Source organism: Ignavibacteria bacterium (assembly GCA_017303675.1).
Taxonomy (GTDB): domain Bacteria; phylum Bacteroidota; class Ignavibacteria; order Tepidaquicellales; family OLB5; genus OLB5.
Window position 1 is genome coordinate 597,352 of record JAFLBX010000001.1, and the last position, 20,614, is coordinate 617,965.

Below are 20,614 nucleotides of genomic sequence, written 5' to 3' on the forward strand. Positions count from 1 at the left end.
GTCAAGACAAAAAGAACAAATAAATTGAAAGAGTGTCAGGCAAGCCTGTCACCTACCAGAAACAGAATTACAGTATTTACGGGTTTAAAAAAATTAAACAATAATTCAGCTAATTTTTAAAGATCATACATACAATACCAAATCCGCATTCGACGCCATAGCGGCGGATTATGATGCTCGCGACAATCAGAATCCAATTCTGCAGTGGATGCGCTCACTCGTACACAGAGTGTACTTAAAGTATATCCCGGAGGGAAGCAGTATACTCGAGCTTAACGCAGGCACGGGAGTGGATGCGGTGTTTCTTGCTGAAAACGGATATCAGGTTTTAGCAACTGACCTTTCTGAGAAAATGATAGGGATCATTCAGTCAAAAAGCAAAAGCCTGCCTGCCGAAACGAATGTGCAGGCAGGTGAAAAGGCAAAAATAGAAGCAAAAACTCTCTCTTTTGATGAGATATCAACAATTAATGGAAACAATTTTGATGCAGTGGTTTCAAACTTTGGGGGACTGAATTGCACTAACGATTTTTCGAAACTTTCGGGTGATCTTGCAGCAAAACTTAAACCAAACGGGTTATTTATAGCTGTAGTTATGAATAAAATCTGTCCGTGGGAAATATTTTATTATATAGTAACACTAAAATTTGGTGAGGCATTCAGGAGGTTCAGAAAGCAGGGCATCATGGCGGATCTAAACGGCGAAAAGGTTCTAACATATTACTTCACACCGGGTGAATTCACCGCGGCTTTCAGCCGCAATTTTACGAAAGTAAAATTGTTTTCACTTGGCTTAAAAACTCCCCCGCCCTATTTACTGGGAATATACAGCAGGCTTAAACCTCTCGTAAAATTGTGGATGAAGCTTGATGAAATCTTCATAGGTTTACCAATACTCAACCAAATGGGCGACCATTTTATAATCGTAATGAAGAAGAAATGAAAAATTATGCTCTGATTTTTTCCCGCCTTTGAAAATTGCCGGCTGACTGCGGTAGCAGTCAGGAAAATTATTTGAGCAGATACAACACGGGAAAAGCTGTTTGAGACCGCCGGAGGCGGGTGAGTTCTTTTCCCGAAAGGCGAAAATAATTTCAGGCAATTTTCAGCAGCGGGCGATTTTTCTTTGGTTACTTTCTGGCGCTTGTCCCGCACTCGATGCGGGAATCGCTCAAAAGAAAGTAACGTAAAAATATTGTTTAAGTATAAATCCCAGGATAAAATCAAAAGGAACAATTTAATATCAATTTCACTGTTCATAATCCTCACCGGAGTATTCATATACTCCGTATTCATCCCTTCTGTTCAAAAAATCAACACAGATTTCCCCAACTACTATGTTTCATCCAACATGTATCTCGATGGCAAAGATATGAAGACTGCTTACGATAATGTTGAATTCAACCGCCAGCTTTTGATGTACGGTATTGATGATCAGATCGTATCATATACTCCTTACCCGCCTTTAACGGCTTTATTGATGCTTCCAATTGCTAAGCTAACACCGCTTGATGCGAAGCTATGGTGGAATATTTTTAACCTCGTGGTTTTGCTAGCCTGTATCGTAGTTCTCTCAAAAATAGCGCAGCTTGATTTTTTCAAATGCGGCTTGATATTTTTTCTTTCCGGATTCGCACTTGCAAATAACTTTATGTTCGGGCAGGTTTACCTTCCTGTATTGCTATTCCTGCTGCTATCAATGTACTTTATGCAGCGGGATAAAGATATTTTATCGGCTCTGTTCATAGCTTTAAGCATCGTGCTGAAATTTTATACCATATTTTTTATATTCCTTTTTATCTTTAAGAAAAGATATAAGCTGCTTGTATATACTATAGTTTTTTCCCTGTTGATATATATACCGGTTGTTTTGCTTACCGGATTTGATTTAAACTGGTTCTATTTTACAACAATAATGCCAAGGCTTGGTGATGCATGGGTCGGCACGGTTTATGCGGCGGAGTACCAGTCATGGCTCTCGCTTCTTCACCGCTGGTTCAGCTATGAACCAATGCTGAATCCCGAACCGCTTTTTGAAAGCACACTCGCCTTCTATGTATTAAAGTACTCATACATATTTTTCATCTTAACCTTGGCAATATCGGTATTAAAGCGTTCCGCTGAAAATTTAAAGCTTGAGCTTTCCCTGTTCTGCATAACCTGCCTGCTTCTGCTGCCGGTGAATGCATCATACCAGTTTGTTGTTTTGATTCCAGCCGCAGCTATACTTTTTAAATATTTCTATGATAAAAAGAAATATTTCGCGGGAGCTTCACTTGTACTGCTTATGTTTTTAATGAATTCACATGTTCAGATATTTATAACCAATTCATTTAAGAGTTCTCCATTTAATATTTTTGCATATTTTAAGCTTATCGGGCTATTGATATTCTTTGCAGTAAATTTAAAAATACTGCTTTGGCTGAACGGAACAAAACTCTTTAACCGCCGTACTTTTCGCCTGCTGGCTATTGGCGGTATTCATGTCATAGTGTTAACAATGATTTCTTACAGCCTTAATAAACCGATTAATGATACCGAAAAAGCTGAATTCATTCCAACCGGCAACAACTACCTGGTTTCTATGCCTTCGGCATTTGGAAATAAGCTTTTATGGACAGAATGTATTAACAATAAATTCGTTTTGCGTTCAAACTTCGGTTACTCTTATGATAAAGAAAATGTATTTTATCCAATGCTGATAGATTCTCAACATATAGCCTTTGAAACCATTGAAGACCGCGCGCCAAAACAAAAGATCATTGATATTACTACGGGAATTCAAAGAGATGCTTCAGGGTTAAAACTCGGCGTACGTTCATTCAATAAAAATAAGACCCTTGAATGTTATTCTGATAATGGAGTGATCATTATTCAAGACCCTTTCACAGGGAAACATTACCCCTTAACATCAGGTAAACAAATGTGTTACTTCCCGGTATTTGCGGGTGATGACAGCTCCGTGATCTTCTGCTCTGACCGAAACCGCGGCGTAAGCTTCACCGCATTATATAAACTGAAAATAAAATGAGTAACTTTAATATAAAGAAAAACGGCCTACGAAAAACGGCGTGTAAAAACTTGAGAACGCATAGATAAAAAGCAAAAAACTGTTTGAGTCCGGCAAATCGCACCTATGTTGCGTATCAAGCCGGACGAGTTTTTTTTGCGTCTATTGCGTTCGAAAAGTTTTAGCCGTTTTTCGTCAGCCTTGACTTTTTTGGTTCTTTTTGTGTCAAGACAAAAAGAACAAAACAACATTTAATGTAAAGACTGAAAATAAACAATTAATCGAAAAGGGTCAGAAAAAACCACTTTGAATATCCCGTTAATGAAATACGCCGATGAATACATCGGCAGGATAATGTGCTTCCTGTTCGGCAAAAATAAAGCTCAGCAGGCAGCATTTACAGGTAAGCCGGGTAATATTCTTTTTATTAAGTTCTGGGGAATGGGCAGCATTATCCTTACCGCGCCTGCTGTGCACACAGTGCGTGATAAATTCCCGCAGGCGAAGCTTCATTACCTTACTTTTGAATCTAACCGGGAGGTACTAACGGTAATCGGTAACACAGATAATATAATCGGTATAAGGCTCACAAATCCGGTAAATTTTTTTATCGATACACTGAAGCTGATAAACACACTTAAAAAAATCAAATTTGACCTGGTTTATGATTTTGAGTTCTTTACATATTACTCCGCATTGATTAACCGCTTCATAAAACCAAAATTCAGTACCGGCTTTGATAATAAAAAGAATAAACGTTCACGCTTATTCTCACATACAGTGTTATTTAATGATCATATTCATACCCGCGATAACTTCCTGAATTTGGTATCAAGCGGTAATAGTAAGTCGCATAAAGAATTTCCTAGGCCGGTATATGGCAGTTTTAAAGAAAGAATTGCAGCACCTTACATTGTCATCAACCCCAACGCCAGCAAAATGGCATATGAGCGCAGGCTTCCTGATGAGTATTTTGTAAAGCTTACTGATGCGCTCTCAGAATACGGAAAATTCCGTGTCATACTCACCGGTTCCGTTGAGGAAATAAGTTATGTTTCGGCTATTCATAACAGATCAAAAAATAAAGAAAAAATTACAGATCTTGCGGGTAAATTAAGTGTAAATGAGTTATTTTCGTTGATTGCAGGGGCAGAATGCCTCATCACAAACGATAGCGGTCCGCTGCACATTGCCACAGCGTTAAACAAACCTGTAGTAGCATTCTTCGGACCCGAATCACCTGTGCGCTACGGACCCTTAAGCTCTAAACAGCTTGTATTTTACCGCTCACTTGAGTGCTCCCCCTGCATGAGCGTAAGCAACAGCAAAACCGTGAACTGCATTTACAACGAACCCAAATGCATGACAGGTTTTGATATTGAAGAAATTATTAAGAAAATTAAGGAATTCCTTGTTTCTCAAACCGAAGTTAGTTAGCAAAATCCTTTCGGAGGGAAACGGGCAAGAAACAGATTTGAATGTAATTTTTAATACTTAATCCCGCATTTTGAAAATTACCGTTAAAAAATTATTTGAGCAGAATGAACGCGGGAAAAGCTGTTTGAGTCACGCAAATCGCACCTATGGTGCGCACCAAAGCGTGACGAGTTCTTTTCCCGTAAAGCGAAAATAATTTTAGGTAATTTTCAACAGCGGGCGATTTTTCTTTGGTTACTTTCTTTTGATCGCTCAAAAGAAAGTAACGTATATAAACAAAATATTTAACGAAGAACTGAAACAACTCACAAACAAAATATTCAAAGATACTTTCATAGTAATGATATCAAACATCATCAACTATGGCGGCATGTTCGTGCTTGCGGTATTGATAACACGAATGCTTGGTGTAGATGCCCTGGGTGAATTTACATATATCTTTGCGGTAAGCTCAATACTGGCAGTAATATCAGAACTGGGACTATCTCAGCTTCTGGTAAGAAAGATCAACGCAGAACGTACATTAGTATTTTCACTTGTTCGGAATGTGAATATTTTTAAAATTTTCATTTCAATTGGCTGTGTTTTATTAACCTCAATGATTTTTTATATCTTCCCCGGTTTCAATCTTAGCATTACACTTATTATCGGAATCGCAGTAATTATCCCAAAAACCATACAGGCAACATATGATTCATCAATTCGCGCGTTACAGAAACAGGCGATTCCGTCAATTATCAAGAGCATAAATACCTTCCTCCAAATTATCTTTGCTTATTTTATTTTGGTTTACACAGGAAGTTTGCTGAATATTTTTATTATGATAATTATCATGGAAACTCTCACAATGATAAAGTTTTATATCATAAACAAAATTTTATGGAACAGGTCTGGAATTATATTCGCAGATTCAATTCCTTACAGCTACAACTACATTAAGCCTGTGCTTGCAGAATCATTCCCGTTTTTCGGAAGCAGTTTTCTTGCGCTGTCTATTCCCCGCATAATTGTGATAATTTTGGGATACATGACAAATGCAGTATCACTCGGAATTTTTTCTGCCGCTTCGCGTTTTGCCAATGGTGTTGGCTTATTTTCGGGTGCCGTGTATAATACATTTTACCCGGCTATGACAAACCCTGATACTTCCGTTGGTGAAAAGTATGCACTCGCCAGAAAACTTACGTTGTACGCTTTCATTTCCGGTTTAATGATCTCACTGACTATTTATTTTCTTGCAGAAATATTAATTGACCTTACATTCAGAATACCGGAAGCCGTGCCTGTGCTTAAACTTTTAGGATTCTCAGTAATTCCTATTTTAACTTATTCAGTTATTCAGCCATATTTAATTTCCACTCATAATGAAAAATATATTTTCAGAACTTATTTTTTAGTCTGGTTAATAAATATCATTCTGGGACTATTTATTATCCATCATCTTGGCTATATAGGCGCAGTATTTGGTAATATTATAATTGAGTATTTCATTCTTTTAATTTTATTCTATAAATTTATTAAGATCAGGTTTTGATAAGGGGTCAAATTTCAACTTCATTTAACCATCCTTATCACTAAATTTGCAGTTCTATGATAGCACTCGTTAATCCAAAATCGGCAAATTGGGGCTTCAGGGTCCCGAATTCATTACTCACCCTCGGGGCTTTCCTCGAAGGAAGGTATGACTATGCTATTATAGATGAAAATCTGGGGGTAAATGCTGTAAATGAGCTTGCTAAGCTCATACTGAACGGAGTTAAATACATCGGCATCACCGTAATGCCCGCTTTGCAGCTTCGCGGAGCGTATTCAATTTCTAAGGAAATTAAAAACCGCTTCCCCGATGTAAAAATTATTTGGGGCGGATACTTCCCTTCAATGCATCCAAACACTGTGTTAAAATCACCTTATATTGATTTCGTTCTAAAGGGTCACGCTGAATTTTCATTTATAGAGTTGATAGACTCACTCGAAGCTAAACCCGGAGCAAAAGCGCTCAAACAAATAGCAGGATTATCGTTTAAGCATGATGGTAGCATTTCACATAATGTTAAGGCAAAGCCGATCGACCCTGATCTTATTCCGCGCCTGCCATATCAAAGGGTTGATGTTGATAAATACCTGAGCATTGGCAAAACATACCTCGGTCCAAGAACAATCGGCTACCACTCAAGTGTTGGCTGTCCGTTCCTCTGCGGATTCTGCGCCGTTGCGGGCATCTACAAAGGTAAATGGCTTGGCAGAAGTGCGGAGCTTACAGCCTCGGATATAATTTTCCTGAAGGAAAAATATAACATCGGCGCGGTGGAATTCCACGATAACAATTTTTTTGTGGCAGAAAAACGCGTGTATGATTTCGCAAAAGCTGTAAATGGCCTGGGCATAGGATGGTGGGGCGAAGCAAGACCCGACACCGTAATGAAATTTTCCGATGACACGTGGCAAATGATGGCTGATGCCGGCTGCAAAATGATATTCTACGGCGCTGAAACCAGCAACGATGAATTACTAAAGCTTATGCATAAAGGCGGCACGCAAAACGCGCAGACACTGATTGATCTTGCGGAAAAATCAAAAAAGTACGGCATTGTGCCTGAGCTTTCCTTCGTGCTTGGTAACCCGACTGATAATGTTACGCGCGATATTGAAACAGACCTGAAGTTCATAAAAAAAATTAAAGCAATTAACCCCGCAGCGGAAATTGTCATTTACACATATTCACCGGTGAATTTCGAAGATTCAGAAATGTCGCTTGCCGCCAAGCTGAAAGGGTTTGATTATCCCAAATCACTCGAAGAGTGGGTTTCACCCAAGTGGCAGAACTTTGACCTGAGGAAAAATCCGCTAACCCCATGGCTGAAGCCGCATCATTTTAAAATGATACGGAATTTTGAAAAGACACTGAACGCGTACTACCCGACAAACAGTGATCTAAAAATAAGGGGATGGAAGCGTTCATTATTACAGTTCATGGGAAGCTGGCGTTATAAAACGGATTTTTACACAGCGCCGTATGAGATCATGCTGACCCAAAAGCTGCTGAAATACCGCCAGCCCGAAATTGAAGGCTTTGCATCATCGTGAGTATAGAATTGCTTATTAAAAACCGTTTCTAAGGTTTAGGTGTTTCTTTTGATTTTATTCGGCCTCTGAAAATTTCCGCCAGGAAATTATTTGAGCAGAAACAACACGGGAAAAGCTGTTTGAATCCCGCAAAGCGGGCGAGTTCTTTTCCCGTGAAGCGAAAATAATTTCAGGAAATTTTCAGCAGCCTTGATTTTTTTGGTACTTTTTGTATCAAGACAAAAAGTACATAATAATAACTTTAATGATTAAACAAGTTAAGATTATAAAAATCAATATCAATTAATCTGAAACACATAAAAATAATACTTGCTGTACTCATCTCCCTCGCGTTAATGCATCTCATTTATTACACATGGCTTAAATCACCCGTGCTTACGCACGGTTTCGCCTCGTATTATACCTCAGCCAGAATGCTCACCGATGGAAGCGATATGACCGCGGCTTATGATACCACTTACTATTTCGCAAAAATGCAGAGCTATGGTTTCGGTAAAGTTAAAGATCTTTCAAACCTCCCCACCGGATCTTTTATAATGCTGCCTCTGACTGGGTTTGAACCCGTTACAGCCAAAGTTATATGGAATATTCTCGGAATTATATTTTTGTTCATTTCAATACTGCTGCTTTTCAGATCATTCGATATTTCCTTTAACGGCTTACCGGGTTTACTGCTGGTTCTTATTACCCTGCTTTTCTACCCGTTCTATTATAATATCGTTTATGGACAGGCGTACGCTTTACTGCTTTTTCTTGCATCAGTTTCTGTTTTCGGGTTCAGGAAAAATAACGCGCTTCTTACAGCTTTTCCCATTGCTTTGATAATTATCTTAAAGGGCTACGGATTCTATCCTCTGGCAGCTTTGCTGCTGATGAAAAAACCCAGGGTATTTTTATATACCATTGGATTAACTGGCGCCGTTTTCCTGTTAACACTCCCTTTGTTCGGCTTATCAGCCTGGCAGATGTATTACGCAAAATTTTATTCTGTGGTAGCATACGGTGAGTATTCTTCAAATGTGGCGTACCAAACCATAGGTAGTTTACTGGGACACATATTCAGCTATAATTCAGCAGTAAACACAAATGCGCTGTTATCTATCCCGAAAATATATGTTTATTACTTTACGCAAATTACAGGATTGGCTGTTTTATTCTTTTTATCAAGAAGATTCACCCGTGAAAATTATTTGGTATTTTTTGTTTTGAGCTTCGCGCTGAATGTAGTCTTCTCCCCTGCGGCTGAAGATTATCATTCGTTATTTTACCTGCCATTGATAATTATGACCGGCAGCGTACTATTTAAAGAAATAAATTTTAAGTCACCCGTGATCTATATTTTCGCAGCAAACCTGCTGCTTTTATTGCTGCCGCTGCCTTTCAGGCAATTACAGGATTCAGGCTTTCCATTGTTTATATTAGCATATCCACGGCTGTATGGTGCAGTAATTATTTCCTTTCTGGTTTTAATCTATTCACAACAAAGGCTCCCCTCCTTTCAAGAAATCACGCAGTGATTTCGAAGTCCCGCTTAAGCGGGATTAAGGAGGGGAAGAGAACTATTTCCGACAGGAAATAGTTCGAGGGGTGGTTTCATTCAATTCTTAGTACACGGATTCAACCATGGGTAAAGATTATTTATTAAATACCCGCCTTTGAAAAATTGACGTTAAGAAATTATTCGAGCAAGCGTAGCAAGAAAAACTGTTTGAGTCACGCAAATCGCACCTATGGTGCGCACCGAAGCGTGACGAGTTTTTTTCTTGCAGCGAAGCGAGAATAATTTTAGGCAATTTTTCAGCAGCGGGCGATTTTTCTTTGGTTACTTTCTGGCGCTTGTCCCGCACTCGATGCGGGAATCGCTGAAAAGAAAGTAACAACATCAGCCAAAATAGGAAATTTGCGTTATAAGATATTAGGGACTAAAGTCCCATTTTGTGATGAACATTGCTCCCCCCGCTCTAAAGAGCGGGGCTAATCAAATAAGTTCATATAAATGTAAGATAAAAGATAATTGTTGGATCAAGATATGGATTCATTCAATTATTAGCCCACGGATTTATCCGTGGGGAAAAAATGCTGACAAATCCACCAAACCGTTCCAACAGTTTATAGCATCCCCAAACTGGTCCGCCTCGGCGGATTGGGAATGAGAAAGAATATTCCTTTGCGCCTCAGCGTCTTTGCGTGAGCTTTCTTTTCCTAAAAAAATTTTTGACATTTGAAATTCATTTTATCATATTGCATAAGTGAACTACAAAGCATTCTTCAATACCGTATCAAATAAGGCGCATTGCATGCCGGTTGTGATATTATACGTCACAGAAGGCTGCAACCTGAAATGCCTCTCATGTTCATACAGATTGCCAATGCCCGGCGAGCTTAGCTTTGATGAAATTAAACAATTAGCCCGGGAGCTCTCCGCCTTCGGCTTAAAACATATTGTATATTCAGGCGGTGAGCCGCTTATAAGGCGTGATTTCTGGGATATCTGCAACCTGTTCACTGTACTTAAAGCTAAACAAACACTGCTTACCAACGGCCTGCTGCTTGCAAAACGCGCTGAAGAGTTTAAAGGAGTATTCAATGAAATTATTGTTTCAATTGATGGCGCTGATGCCGAAACTCATAACCGGCTCAGGGGAGTAAATTCATTTGACTTTATACTCGAAGGAATAATAAAAGCACGCAGCATAAATGCTGCACCTGAAATTTCCATACGCACCGTTCTTCAAAAACAAAACTTTCGCCAGCTTCTGGGTTTCATTGAGCTGGCAAAACAAACGGGAGTCAAACGGATTTCTTTTCTTGCAGCGGATGTTTCAAGCGAAGCGTACGGAAGGGATAACCTCGAAACCCGCTCACAAACTACCGACCCAAACGGAATGATTCTTGATAAAACAGAGGTGCTTGAGCTTAAAACCCTGATATACGAAGCATCTCAAAAATATGCTGCTGAATTTTCTTCAGGCTTTATTTCTGAATCACCCGAAAAGCTGCAGCATATTGCGTATTACTACGCAGCCGTAAACGGCAGTGATACCTTTCCTAAAAATTTCTGCAATGCTCCCATGGTCTCGGCGGTAATAACATCAACCGGTGATATTCACCCGTGTTTTTTTCTTCCAAAGTATGGAAATATCCGTGATAACAGTTTTAAAGAGCTGATTAATTCTGAACCTATTATCAAAACACGCAGCCGCGTAAAAGTTATGGAGCCTGACCGCTGCAAAAAGTGCGTCTGCACACTGTTCATCCCCCCCCGTGCCGCATTGATGGATAGATTTTAAATTTAAATATTCGATTACATTCATGCCATTGAAAATTTCCGTTAAGAAATTATTCGAGCAAGCGGTTGAAAATGTCTTTTGATTATAATCGGCCTATGAAAATTTCCGTCAAAAAATCTGATTTGCAGTATAAGCACAGGAAAATCTGTTTGAGTCCGGCAAATCGCACCGTTTGGTGCGTATCAAGCCGGACGAGTTATTTTCCTGTAAGGCAAAGCAGATTTTAGGAAATTTTTAGCAGCCTTGATTTTTTTGGTACTTTTTGTATCAAGACAAAAAGTACATATTAAAATTTAAACAATCAGTATGCAATCCATACGAAGTGAAGGATTGATCAAAATTCACAGAAGGAAATATTCATCCTATGACTTCAAGGCATCGGATAAATAACTTAAGCCATACGTTTTCCATTTAAACTATTGTTTTCTTTAATTACTTTGTAAATCAATTATTTACAAGGCTATCAAAGGGATCTTAAGAAAAATAAACTATCTTTATAAGTACCATTTTATTGTAAAACCTAAAATGGGAAAAATTATTCGCCAAAAATTGGCGGGTTATGTATTTACAGTCAGGCCCACTGTTTTTAATCCTGCTGATTTTATTTCAAGCAAAGTATTTATTTCGTACATAAAATCCATCGACTTAACAGGCAAGCACATACTCGATATGGGCTCCGGCTCGGGGGTGGTTAGTATAATAGCAGCCTCAAAGGGCGCAAATTGTATTGCTGCAGATATTAACCCTGTCGCCGTAAGATGTATCACAGAAAATGCTTTGCAGAACAATTTTGCCAAACAGATAACTGCGGTTGAATCAGACCTGTTTGAATCGCTTATTAACATCTCTCCTGGTAAATTTGATATCATATTCTTCAACCCGCCGTATTACAAAGGCAATCCGGGTAATAATTTTGAACGGGCGTTTAAAGGCGGACCCCATCTGGAAGTTATCACCCGTTTTCTTGAAAATGCGAAAAGCTTTTTAGCGCCCACAGGCAGGTTATGTATGCTGGTTTCATCTGATATGGATCTGGATGAATTTTACAACAATGTAAAAACAGCTGGTTATGATTACAAAATTTTACAAACCAATAAAAAATTCTTTGAAACGTTTTATATACTAGAAGCAGTTATAAGTAAGTGAAATCACTATATTATATATTAAAAGCAAAGCATGGGGTTCAGAGCAATTTTCACCACATTATTTTTATCTTTACAGGCACTTGTTTATTTTACGTTTATAAGATACTGGAAAACCACCAAATATTATAAACCTTCTCACCGCTGGTGGGCGCTTGCGCCGTTTGTAATATTTAACCTGTCATTCATTATTGTTTCCTTTATTTGGGGCAGAAATTTCGCTCCCCCGGAATGGTTTAAAATTCTCGGACTTTACCCGTTCTATATCTGGATGGCAGCAACATTCTTTATTTCTGTTTGGCTGCTGGTCGGCAAGGTTATAAAGCTTCCGTTTCAGATACCTATCTGGATTGCAAAGATATTCAAGCCGCTTCGCAGGAAGATAAATTCCGTTAAAGAAAAGAAGGTTGTTAAAACAGTTGACCTTTCCAGGAGAAAATTTGTGCGCTATGCAACTATGGGCATTTCTACATATGCGTTTGCAGGCGCAACATACGGAATGTTAAGGCATGACTCCTACGAAATTGTACACAAAAATATCACAATAGATAACCTGCCCGCTGAGCTGCGCGGCACAACGATCACTCTGTTAAGCGATATTCACGCGGGACAGTATATGAATGAAAAAGAAATGCGTGAGTATGCTGATGTTATCAATTCGCTAGAAAGTGATATCGTTTGTATACCGGGTGATTTTGTTAATTTTGATGTAAGAGATGTTCACATGCTTACAAATGCTTTCAGGGATGTTAAAGCCAAACACGGAATTTACGGCTCGCTTGGCAACCATGATTTCTTCCAGGATGCTGATTATGTTGCAAAGGCGATCAATAATGAATCACCCATCCAGGTATTAAGGAATGAACACCGGGTTATCAGCATTAAAGGCAAGCCGCTTTATATGCTTGGTATAGATGATACACAGGGGTCAGGCGCAAAAATGCAGGAAGTATTAAAATACTACGGAGCAATGGATGAATATCTGAAGAACAATGATCCTGATTTCAACAGCTCCCCTAAAGTACTTTTATGCCATAAGCCATATGGCTTTGATACGCTGGCCACCAAGGAAATAGATCTCATACTTTCAGGCCATACACACGGCGGTCAGGTTGTTCCCCTGAAATTCGGGAATTTTAATATGTCTTTTGCCGCAACTGTAAGCAAATACATCGAAGGTATCTATAAGATCGGGAAATCAAACATGTATGTAAGCCGCGGCATCGGCTCAGTCGGCCTTCCTATCAGAATCAACTGTCCCCCTGAAATAACAAAAATTACACTGGTGTAAGATTTTTACCCCCTCTTAATCTCCCCCTGTCAGGGGGAGAAGAGCCCGCCTTAGGCGGGCGAAGTAGGGGTCAAAACATAATTTATAGATAGAGTTTCATCGATTTTTATTCGTATTTTTGCAGATGAAATACATTTTACTTCTGCTGGCACTGCTTAACTCTACGCTTATAGCACAGAACTCCGCCGTAATTACATACAATTTCTATTCAAACGGCTCTCCCGCAGGTACACCGCCATTAACACTGGAAGCATCAGCAAATCTTTCCAGATACACCAATGCATCCGGCGAAACATTCTATCTGGATTACACTTCCTCAAAAACATATCAAACCACAACACTTAAAAACGGCCAGATTATCACAGATGAAGAATCATTTGGCACTTATAATGTACCTGAACTGCAGAGTGATACTATGACGATCCTCGGCTACCTCTGCAAAAAAGCGCATACGGTTATACGTTCAAATCATATTGATATATGGTATACAACCCAAACGGAATTTAAAGGTACACCCTCAATTAGTATCGGACCCCAGCTTGGACTTGTTCTTAAAATAGTGCGGAACGGTAATTTTGAAATTACCGCGGAAAAAATAGAGCTCAGCTCTCAAATGATCACACTACCCTATTCAATAGGTGAAATAGTAGAGTTGCCGTATTACAGGTTCAGGGTAACAGCGCAGAATTACACCACTATTAATATTTTCCAAAATGAAAAAATTAATTTTGGTGATAAACCCGTAAATCTTTTAACTAATGAACCGGGTATTACTTACCGTTTTGCCGAAGGCACTGTAATTCTGAAAAAAGTCAAGCTTCCTGAAAATATGGGCAAGCATTCCGTTATAGCTGAGCTTACCGAAAAATCTACGGGTGATGCTTATGACAGAACAGGCTCGCTTTTTATAATACCTGATATCACAAAGGATACTTCACTAACATTCATGGATGCCTTCATTAACGGAATTTCAGCTCTGCCAAAATATGACGCAAAGAATAAAAAAGATTACCGCGGGTTTACTTTGACCGATAAGTACACACCGCCGATTGAACTGATGCGTTTTATTACTCCGTTCGGGATCGGTCATTACAACAGCCAGGTGCAGGTTTATAATACAGTGTGGCTGGATTCCGTTACATACAAACAGGATGTAACAAATCTGCTGCCTGCCCTCGAGGGTGAAGTATGGTTCGGTATATTTATCGGCTGTTATGATAAAGGCGGCCATAGCGTTAGCCTGGATCTGAAATATTACCCTGATGATATTCCGCAGGAACCGGCGGAGGTAAGCAATGAATGGATTCAGCCGCTGATATTTACAACCAATATAATGGAAGTCGCTTCGCAGGAGTATGCAACAATTTTTGAAAATGATACATTACAGGTTACAGTTGATATTCCCGATGGAATTAAATCGGTGACATTGCGTTATATCAGTACAGGACACGGCGGCTGGGGTGGCGGTGATGAGTTCAATAAAAAAATGAATTTTATTTTCGCTGATGGGAAGCTGATATACAGCTACATTCCGTGGCGTGATGACTGCGGTATGTACAGAAACTATAATCCCGCCTCAGGCAACTTCCCGAACGGAATGTCATCAAGTGATTTCAGCCGCTCGGGGTGGTGCCCTGGCTCAACCAGCGTGCCTGTTGATATTCCGCTAAATAATTTGAAACCCGGCAGGCATACATTTTCGGTATATATCCCAATGGGCAAACCCGAAGGCACCAGCTTTTCTGCATGGAATGTATCAGCCGTACTTATCGGCAAGTATTGAAACATGTAAAGCTCCCCTCCTTTTTTAAGGAGGGGAAATCACGCTGAAGGCGTGATGGGGTGGTCAAGTTATAGTACATGATTAGCCGCATAGCGGCGCGATACACCAGCAATGGGCAAAGCCCATCTTGAAAATCTTTCAGCAAATATTGATAAAACACATAATCCAATTCCCCCTTATAAAGGGGGACAATATTGTTAAGATTCAAAAAAATCAGATTGAAAATTTAATGTTAATATTCGTTAATCACAGATGGGGATTTATAAATTTACGGTGATCAGGTTACTCATAATACAAGTAATAGCAGCAATAATATCTTCAACTCTCTATTCGCAAAATCCGTATATAGAACACTCTCCCCATAGCGATACTATACCTTCGTGTAATTTATCAACATTACAGGCTGATTCCATTTTCAACTTCATCATATCAAATAAACACCTTATCGATCTGGATGACTGCAATATCTGTAAATCACGTGCCCACATTATTGCCCGCATTATAGAAAAATATTTCCCCGGTGTAACAACAGCTAAAGTATGGCTGATAGCTGATTGCAAAAGAGCTTCAAAAACTGAATATTACAGGTATAAGCCGGAAGTACTTCTGCATTCCCCCGGCAAGTGCCGCAATTGGTCATATCATGTTGCCCCGGTTATTATTACCGCTGAAGATACAATTGTAATAGACCCCTCAACACAGGCTAAACCAGTTAACTTAAATAAATGGGCTGGTGATATAATTCCCGATAACGGTGACGGATTTTTGATAATTAAAGATAAGAGGTATTACATCTATCCGCAGAATAAAGATGACCTAATGCTTGATACTTTAAATAACTGGGATATCAAAAACAAAAATATGACCGATGATAAATATTTGCGATCTGTCGATGAAACACTCCGCGCTAAACACAGTCTGTATGAGCCATGGAAGTTCAATTATTACATTTCTGAATTAATGAAGCTGCTGGAGTAAAAAATTGTTTATTACATACCCACTCCTTTATTAAAAGTGGGTATGCTTATGTTCTTTCAATACTCATTTAAAATCCCGCCTATGAAAATTGCCGTCTCGGAAATTATTTGAGCAGATACAATACGGGAAAAGCTGTTTGAGTCCGCAAATCGCACCTATGGTGCGCATCAATGCCGGACGAGTTCTTTTCCCGTAAGGCGAAAATGATTTCAGGCAATTTTCAGCAGCGGGCGATTTTTCTTTGGTTACTTTCTGGCGCCTGTCCCGCACTTGATGCGGGAATCGCTCAAAAGAAAGTAACGTATAAATTGCAATATGCTGTTATATAGTTTCCCAAACTGGAGTTTGGAAACAGAAAAAGATCAATTTTTATGATAATCACTTCCAAAATACTGTCATCACACAAAGAGCTCATCCACGGCATCTCAACACGATTTGCGGATGAACCGCCGTTTTACAATAACCTGAGCAAACATGTCGGAGATGAGCATAATACAGTCATGAAAAACCGCACGCGGTTTTTCGGTTCTCTGGGAATCGCAGAAGCATCACTCGTTCATGCCAACCAGGTTCACAGCGATGGCGTATCAATAGTAACAAAGCCGGGCCTCTATCCAAACACAGATGCGCTTATCACTTCACAACCGGGCTTGAATCTTGTTATATCCGTTGCGGATTGTATGCCCGTAATGATATTTGACAAATTAAACGGTGTGATAGCAAACATTCATTCCGGCTGGCGCGGCACCCAGAAAAATATTACAGGTAAAGTAATTTCAATTATGGTTAATGATTTCGGCTCAAAGCCCGAAGAGCTTGCAGTATTTATGGGTCCCGCAATAAGTAAACCTAATTTTGAAGTGGATAAAGATGTTGCTGATCTGTTTCCCGGGGAGTATGTTTCACCAAAAATAAATTCAGATGGAAAATATATTGTTGATACAGGCTCTATGGTTTACCAAAGCCTGCTTTCAGCAGGCGTGCAGCCGGGTAATATTGAACAATTCAATGAATGCACTTTTAATAGCGCTCACCTGCATTCATACCGAAGGGATAAGTCAACCTCAGGCAGAATGTTTGCGGTCTTAGGAATGAAGAATATAAACATTTAACTTCACTTATACTCTTTTTTTATATCTCAGTTCTTTAAAATCTATAACTATTTCAGTTCCTACTTTATTATTTATTACTGCTTCGCCATCAAGCTGAGCGGTAAGGCTTGTGAGAAGTGTCATGCCCAATGAATTGGTTTTTCCCGGGTCAAAATTTTCCGGCAAACCTTTGCCGTTATCTTTTATCTTAAGCCTGTATTTACCTAGCCCATGAAAGTTGTTAAATCCGCCTGCAATGTTTGGATCTATACCCTCAAGCTCAACTCTTATTTCACCTTGAGCTCCTTCCGGAAATGCATGCTTAAGTGAATTTGAGATCCCTTCGTTAAGTATCAGGCCCAGTGGAATGATGGTATCTAAGCCAAACTCGATACCATGCGTTTCACAGAAAAACTTTACACGCTCAAAAGATACTCCGTATGATGAATAAATGTTCTTGGCAAGCATTATCAAATACTCTCTCAATGAGGTTTTGCCTATGTTCTCGCTCTGGTAAAGGTTTTCATGAACAAGCGCCATTGCCTTAACCCTGTTGCGGCTTGAATTAATTGCGTCAATTGCCTCGGGGTGTTCATACTGCTCAAACTGCATATTAAGAAGACTGGATATCACCTGAAGATTATTTTTTACGCGGTGGTGAATTTCCTTAAGCATTATCTCCTTTTCTTCCAGTGAATCCTTCAGCTCTTTATCCTTTTTTTTCTTTTCAGTGATATCCTGTTTTATGGCAATGTAATGTGTTACCCTGCCGTTATGGTCTGTTATGGGACCTATTGAAGCAGCTTCCCAGTAAAGCTCTCCGTTTTTCTTCAGGTTTAAAAACTCGCCGTGCCATGTTTCACCTTTGTTCAATGCCTCCCATAAGCCTGAATAGACATGGCTGTCTGTCTGCCCTGATTTCAGGATAGATGGATTTTTACCGAGCACATCTTCAAGCGTAAAGCCGGTTAGCTCTGTAAAATATGGGTTAACGTATTCTATTTCAGAATCAGCATTGGTAATAACTATGCTGTTCGGGCTGTGTTCAATCCCTTTGGAAAACTTTCTCAGCTGTTCAAAAGCAGCGTCTTTTTCTTCCAGCTCGCTTTGCAGCTTCCTGTATAGCTTTGCTCTTTGTATAGCCGAAGCAAATATAAACGCAAACGGCTCAAGCTTCATTAAATCACTTTCGGTAAACTTACCGGTTTCTGCGTTCTGCACCTGCAATACCCCTATTACTTTATCTGCATGTTTAAGCGGTATCATAATTGCAGAGTGAGAAACATTCTCAATTTCTCCGCCGGGTGTGCTTAGTTTTCCATCCTGGTCAACAAAAAATTTATTTCGCGAACCCTTAACGCGCTCTTCAAGATCGTTCACTATCTGCGGTTTACCGGATAATATGGTTCGTGTTAGCGGTCCCTTACCTTCGGGATTAAGCTTCATTAGGGGAATGTTTGATGTATCAATATTCTCACCCTTCATCCACAACGCGTCATATTTTATATGCCGGTTATCATCTGTAACAAGTGATACCATTAATCCAGTAACATCAAGTATCAGGTTTATGTAACTGAAACAGACCCTGTAAAGCTCTGATACATCTACTGCTTTATTTGCTGCAAGGCTAGCCTCGTAGAGAATTTTAAGGTAATCTTCATTTTTCTGTTTTGATTCGGCAAATTTCTTTTCAAGGGTAATATCTACTCCGTATGCAAGGATAGATTCAATTTCGCCGTTCATTCCGCGAACCGGTTTTGCATGAACCCTGATAAATACAGGGCTGCCGTCTTTTCTTTGCCTTAAAAATTCAATGCCGTTTAAGCTTTCTCCGCGCTTGAGGATATTAAAAAAGGTTTCAAACTCACCGGATCTATCAGCAGGTATAATCGGCAGCTTTCTGCCCAGAACTTCATCTATTTTCCAGCCGAAAATTTCCTCCGCTGCTTTATTCCATATGCTCAATACCTTTCCTTCAGGATCCAGGTTATAGATCGCTATAGGCGATACTTCTATTATTGAATTTAAGTAAGCAGAATTTTTTTCCGATTCCTCTTTTGATCTTCTCAGCTCAGTAATATCAATTGCGCTGCCAAGCACTTCTATGGGTATACCGTTTTCATCCCTTTTGAAAATACAGTCATGGCTTCTGAACCAGCAATACGTTCCGTTTTTCCGTCTCATTCTGTATTCAAATTCGGCAATTTCCCCGTCTTTCAGATTCAATACCTCTTTTTGAACGTAATCTGAAATCCTGTTCTTATCATCCGGATGGATAAAATCATTTAAAATATTTACTCCCGGTGCCTGCATCTCATCTGGCCTGTATCCCAGTATTTTTATAAGCGCCTTATTAGTAAAAATCTGGTTTTGGTTTATAAGATTATAAATATATACTATTACATTGCTTGAATCTACGAGGTGTCTGTTGAATCTTTCAGATTCTTCAAGCTGCAGCATACTCTGCATCATCTCAGTTTCATCGGTGAGGATTGAGAGCACGGATACAATACTGCCTTCATTATTCAGTTCAGGGTATGTGTGAACAGAAAGATATCTTTCGCCGTATTTTACTTTTCTTACAACGCTCTTACCTGTTTCTTTTATATAATTTACAGTACTTTTAACGCGGCTGATAAGATCATTATCTTTATATATTTCCTCAGGAAATAAACCGGCTATATTTCCTTCAATATCAGGTTTTAAATAATCCTGCAGAATGTTCCTGGCAGCATTGTTCATAAAAATATACTTACCTTCGGGTGTACATCTTATTATACCTGCTTTTAAGTGGCGGGCAAGCGTGCTGTATTCCGTTTCTTTTTTAAACAGCTCTGTATTGCTTTTATGGTAAGCCGCAAAATATTTTTTGAGAAGGTAAAATATCAGCAGTGAAGATAAAGTAACAAACAGCATTCCTTTTCCGATCTCAAGAAGTACCACTCTGAAATTATTATGAAGGTAAATGCCATTCAGCAGGTCAGAAAGCAGTATCCATGCTGTGCCTATAAAAAAGTATATTAAGCTGATCTTTTTTCCGTAAGAGTCTTTATTTTGTGGTTTAATGCTTTGATCCATACAAATTCATAAAAGTTAACCCCGAAAACACGGGAAAATACTTTACAAATTACTAAAACACAGTATTTATCAAAATGAGAAGGGTCATTTTAATTTATGATTTTTATCCACTGTTTGGTACAGTATATATTTGTTATTTTATTGATATCTCGTTATTTATCTAAAGTATGCATTGTGCAATAACTGTTAAAATATGTAAAATAATTGTTTTTTATGCAAAATTTCTGTCCATATTCATACCGCAGGTATACGCCTTCTGATTCATAGTTTCTGAGAATTGCAGCAGCGCTGTAGCGCGGCATTAGCCGGTAATAGAACTTGCAGTTGAAACATCTCTTTCCAGGAGGCGCGAACTCCGGGAGCAGTATATTGGTATGATCACTTTTGAATTCCGACATATCCCAATATACCTGCTGTTTCTTTTTCATGT

14 protein-coding genes are annotated in these 20,614 nt (G+C 39.2%); 12 read left to right on the top strand and 2 right to left on the bottom strand.

Annotation, left to right across the window (positions count from 1 at the left end):
• The first annotated feature begins 208 nt into the window (after positions 1–208).
• The 12 genes from J0M37_02745 to pgeF all read left to right on the top strand — a co-directional run bounded on the left by J0M37_02745 (position 209) and on the right by pgeF (position 17,127).
• Positions 209–943, top strand: coding sequence for a class I SAM-dependent methyltransferase (locus J0M37_02745; protein MBN8583988.1), 735 nt, complete (start codon positions 209–211; stop codon positions 941–943).
• 252 nt (positions 944–1,195) lie between these two features.
• Positions 1,196–3,031, top strand: coding sequence for a DUF2029 domain-containing protein (locus J0M37_02750; GenBank protein MBN8583989.1), 1,836 nt, complete (start codon positions 1,196–1,198; stop codon positions 3,029–3,031).
• 300 nt (positions 3,032–3,331) lie between these two features.
• Complete coding sequence (locus J0M37_02755; GenBank protein MBN8583990.1) at positions 3,332–4,447, top strand: glycosyltransferase family 9 protein; 1,116 nt, start codon at positions 3,332–3,334, stop codon at positions 4,445–4,447.
• A gap of 340 nt (positions 4,448–4,787) precedes the next feature.
• Positions 4,788–5,981: an oligosaccharide flippase family protein gene (locus J0M37_02760; protein ID MBN8583991.1), complete on the top strand. Its 1,194-nt coding sequence runs from the start codon at positions 4,788–4,790 to the stop codon at positions 5,979–5,981.
• Between the two features lie 56 nt (positions 5,982–6,037).
• On the top strand, positions 6,038–7,531 hold the full coding sequence (locus tag J0M37_02765) for a B12-binding domain-containing radical SAM protein (protein MBN8583992.1): 1,494 nt from the start codon (positions 6,038–6,040) through the stop codon (positions 7,529–7,531).
• Positions 7,532–7,866: 335 nt separating this feature from the next.
• Entirely contained in the window at positions 7,867–9,048 is a 1,182-nt protein-coding gene (locus tag J0M37_02770) for a DUF2029 domain-containing protein (GenBank protein MBN8583993.1), read from the top strand.
• A 732-nt stretch (positions 9,049–9,780) separates the two neighbouring features.
• Positions 9,781–10,821, top strand: a complete 1,041-nt coding sequence (locus J0M37_02775; GenBank protein MBN8583994.1) for a radical SAM protein — start codon at positions 9,781–9,783, stop codon at positions 10,819–10,821.
• 525 nt (positions 10,822–11,346) lie between these two features.
• Positions 11,347–11,967, top strand: a complete 621-nt coding sequence (locus J0M37_02780; GenBank protein ID MBN8583995.1) for a methyltransferase — start codon at positions 11,347–11,349, stop codon at positions 11,965–11,967.
• A gap of 30 nt (positions 11,968–11,997) precedes the next feature.
• A complete protein-coding gene (locus J0M37_02785; protein MBN8583996.1) occupies positions 11,998–13,254 on the top strand; it encodes a metallophosphoesterase in 1,257 nt (418 codons plus the stop codon).
• A gap of 124 nt (positions 13,255–13,378) precedes the next feature.
• Positions 13,379–15,037: a peptide-N-glycosidase gene (locus J0M37_02790; protein MBN8583997.1), complete on the top strand. Its 1,659-nt coding sequence runs from the start codon at positions 13,379–13,381 to the stop codon at positions 15,035–15,037.
• Positions 15,038–15,310: 273 nt separating this feature from the next.
• Complete coding sequence (locus J0M37_02795) at positions 15,311–16,015, top strand: hypothetical protein (GenBank protein ID MBN8583998.1); 705 nt, start codon at positions 15,311–15,313, stop codon at positions 16,013–16,015.
• A gap of 371 nt (positions 16,016–16,386) precedes the next feature.
• On the top strand, positions 16,387–17,127 hold the full coding sequence (pgeF, locus tag J0M37_02800) for a peptidoglycan editing factor PgeF (GenBank protein MBN8583999.1): 741 nt from the start codon (positions 16,387–16,389) through the stop codon (positions 17,125–17,127).
• A 6-nt stretch (positions 17,128–17,133) separates the two neighbouring features.
• On the opposite strand, the gene J0M37_02805 is transcribed toward pgeF, so the two are convergent.
• Together J0M37_02805 and J0M37_02810 are read right to left on the bottom strand one after the other, a co-directional pair.
• The gene (locus J0M37_02805; GenBank protein MBN8584000.1) at positions 17,134–20,184 is read right to left on the bottom strand and encodes a PAS domain S-box protein; all 3,051 of its coding nucleotides are present in this window, start codon (positions 20,182–20,184) and stop codon (positions 17,134–17,136) included.
• Between the two features lie 152 nt (positions 20,185–20,336).
• Positions 20,337–20,612, bottom strand: coding sequence for a hypothetical protein (locus J0M37_02810; GenBank protein MBN8584001.1), 276 nt, complete (start codon positions 20,610–20,612; stop codon positions 20,337–20,339).
• Positions 20,613–20,614: the final 2 nt, after the last annotated feature.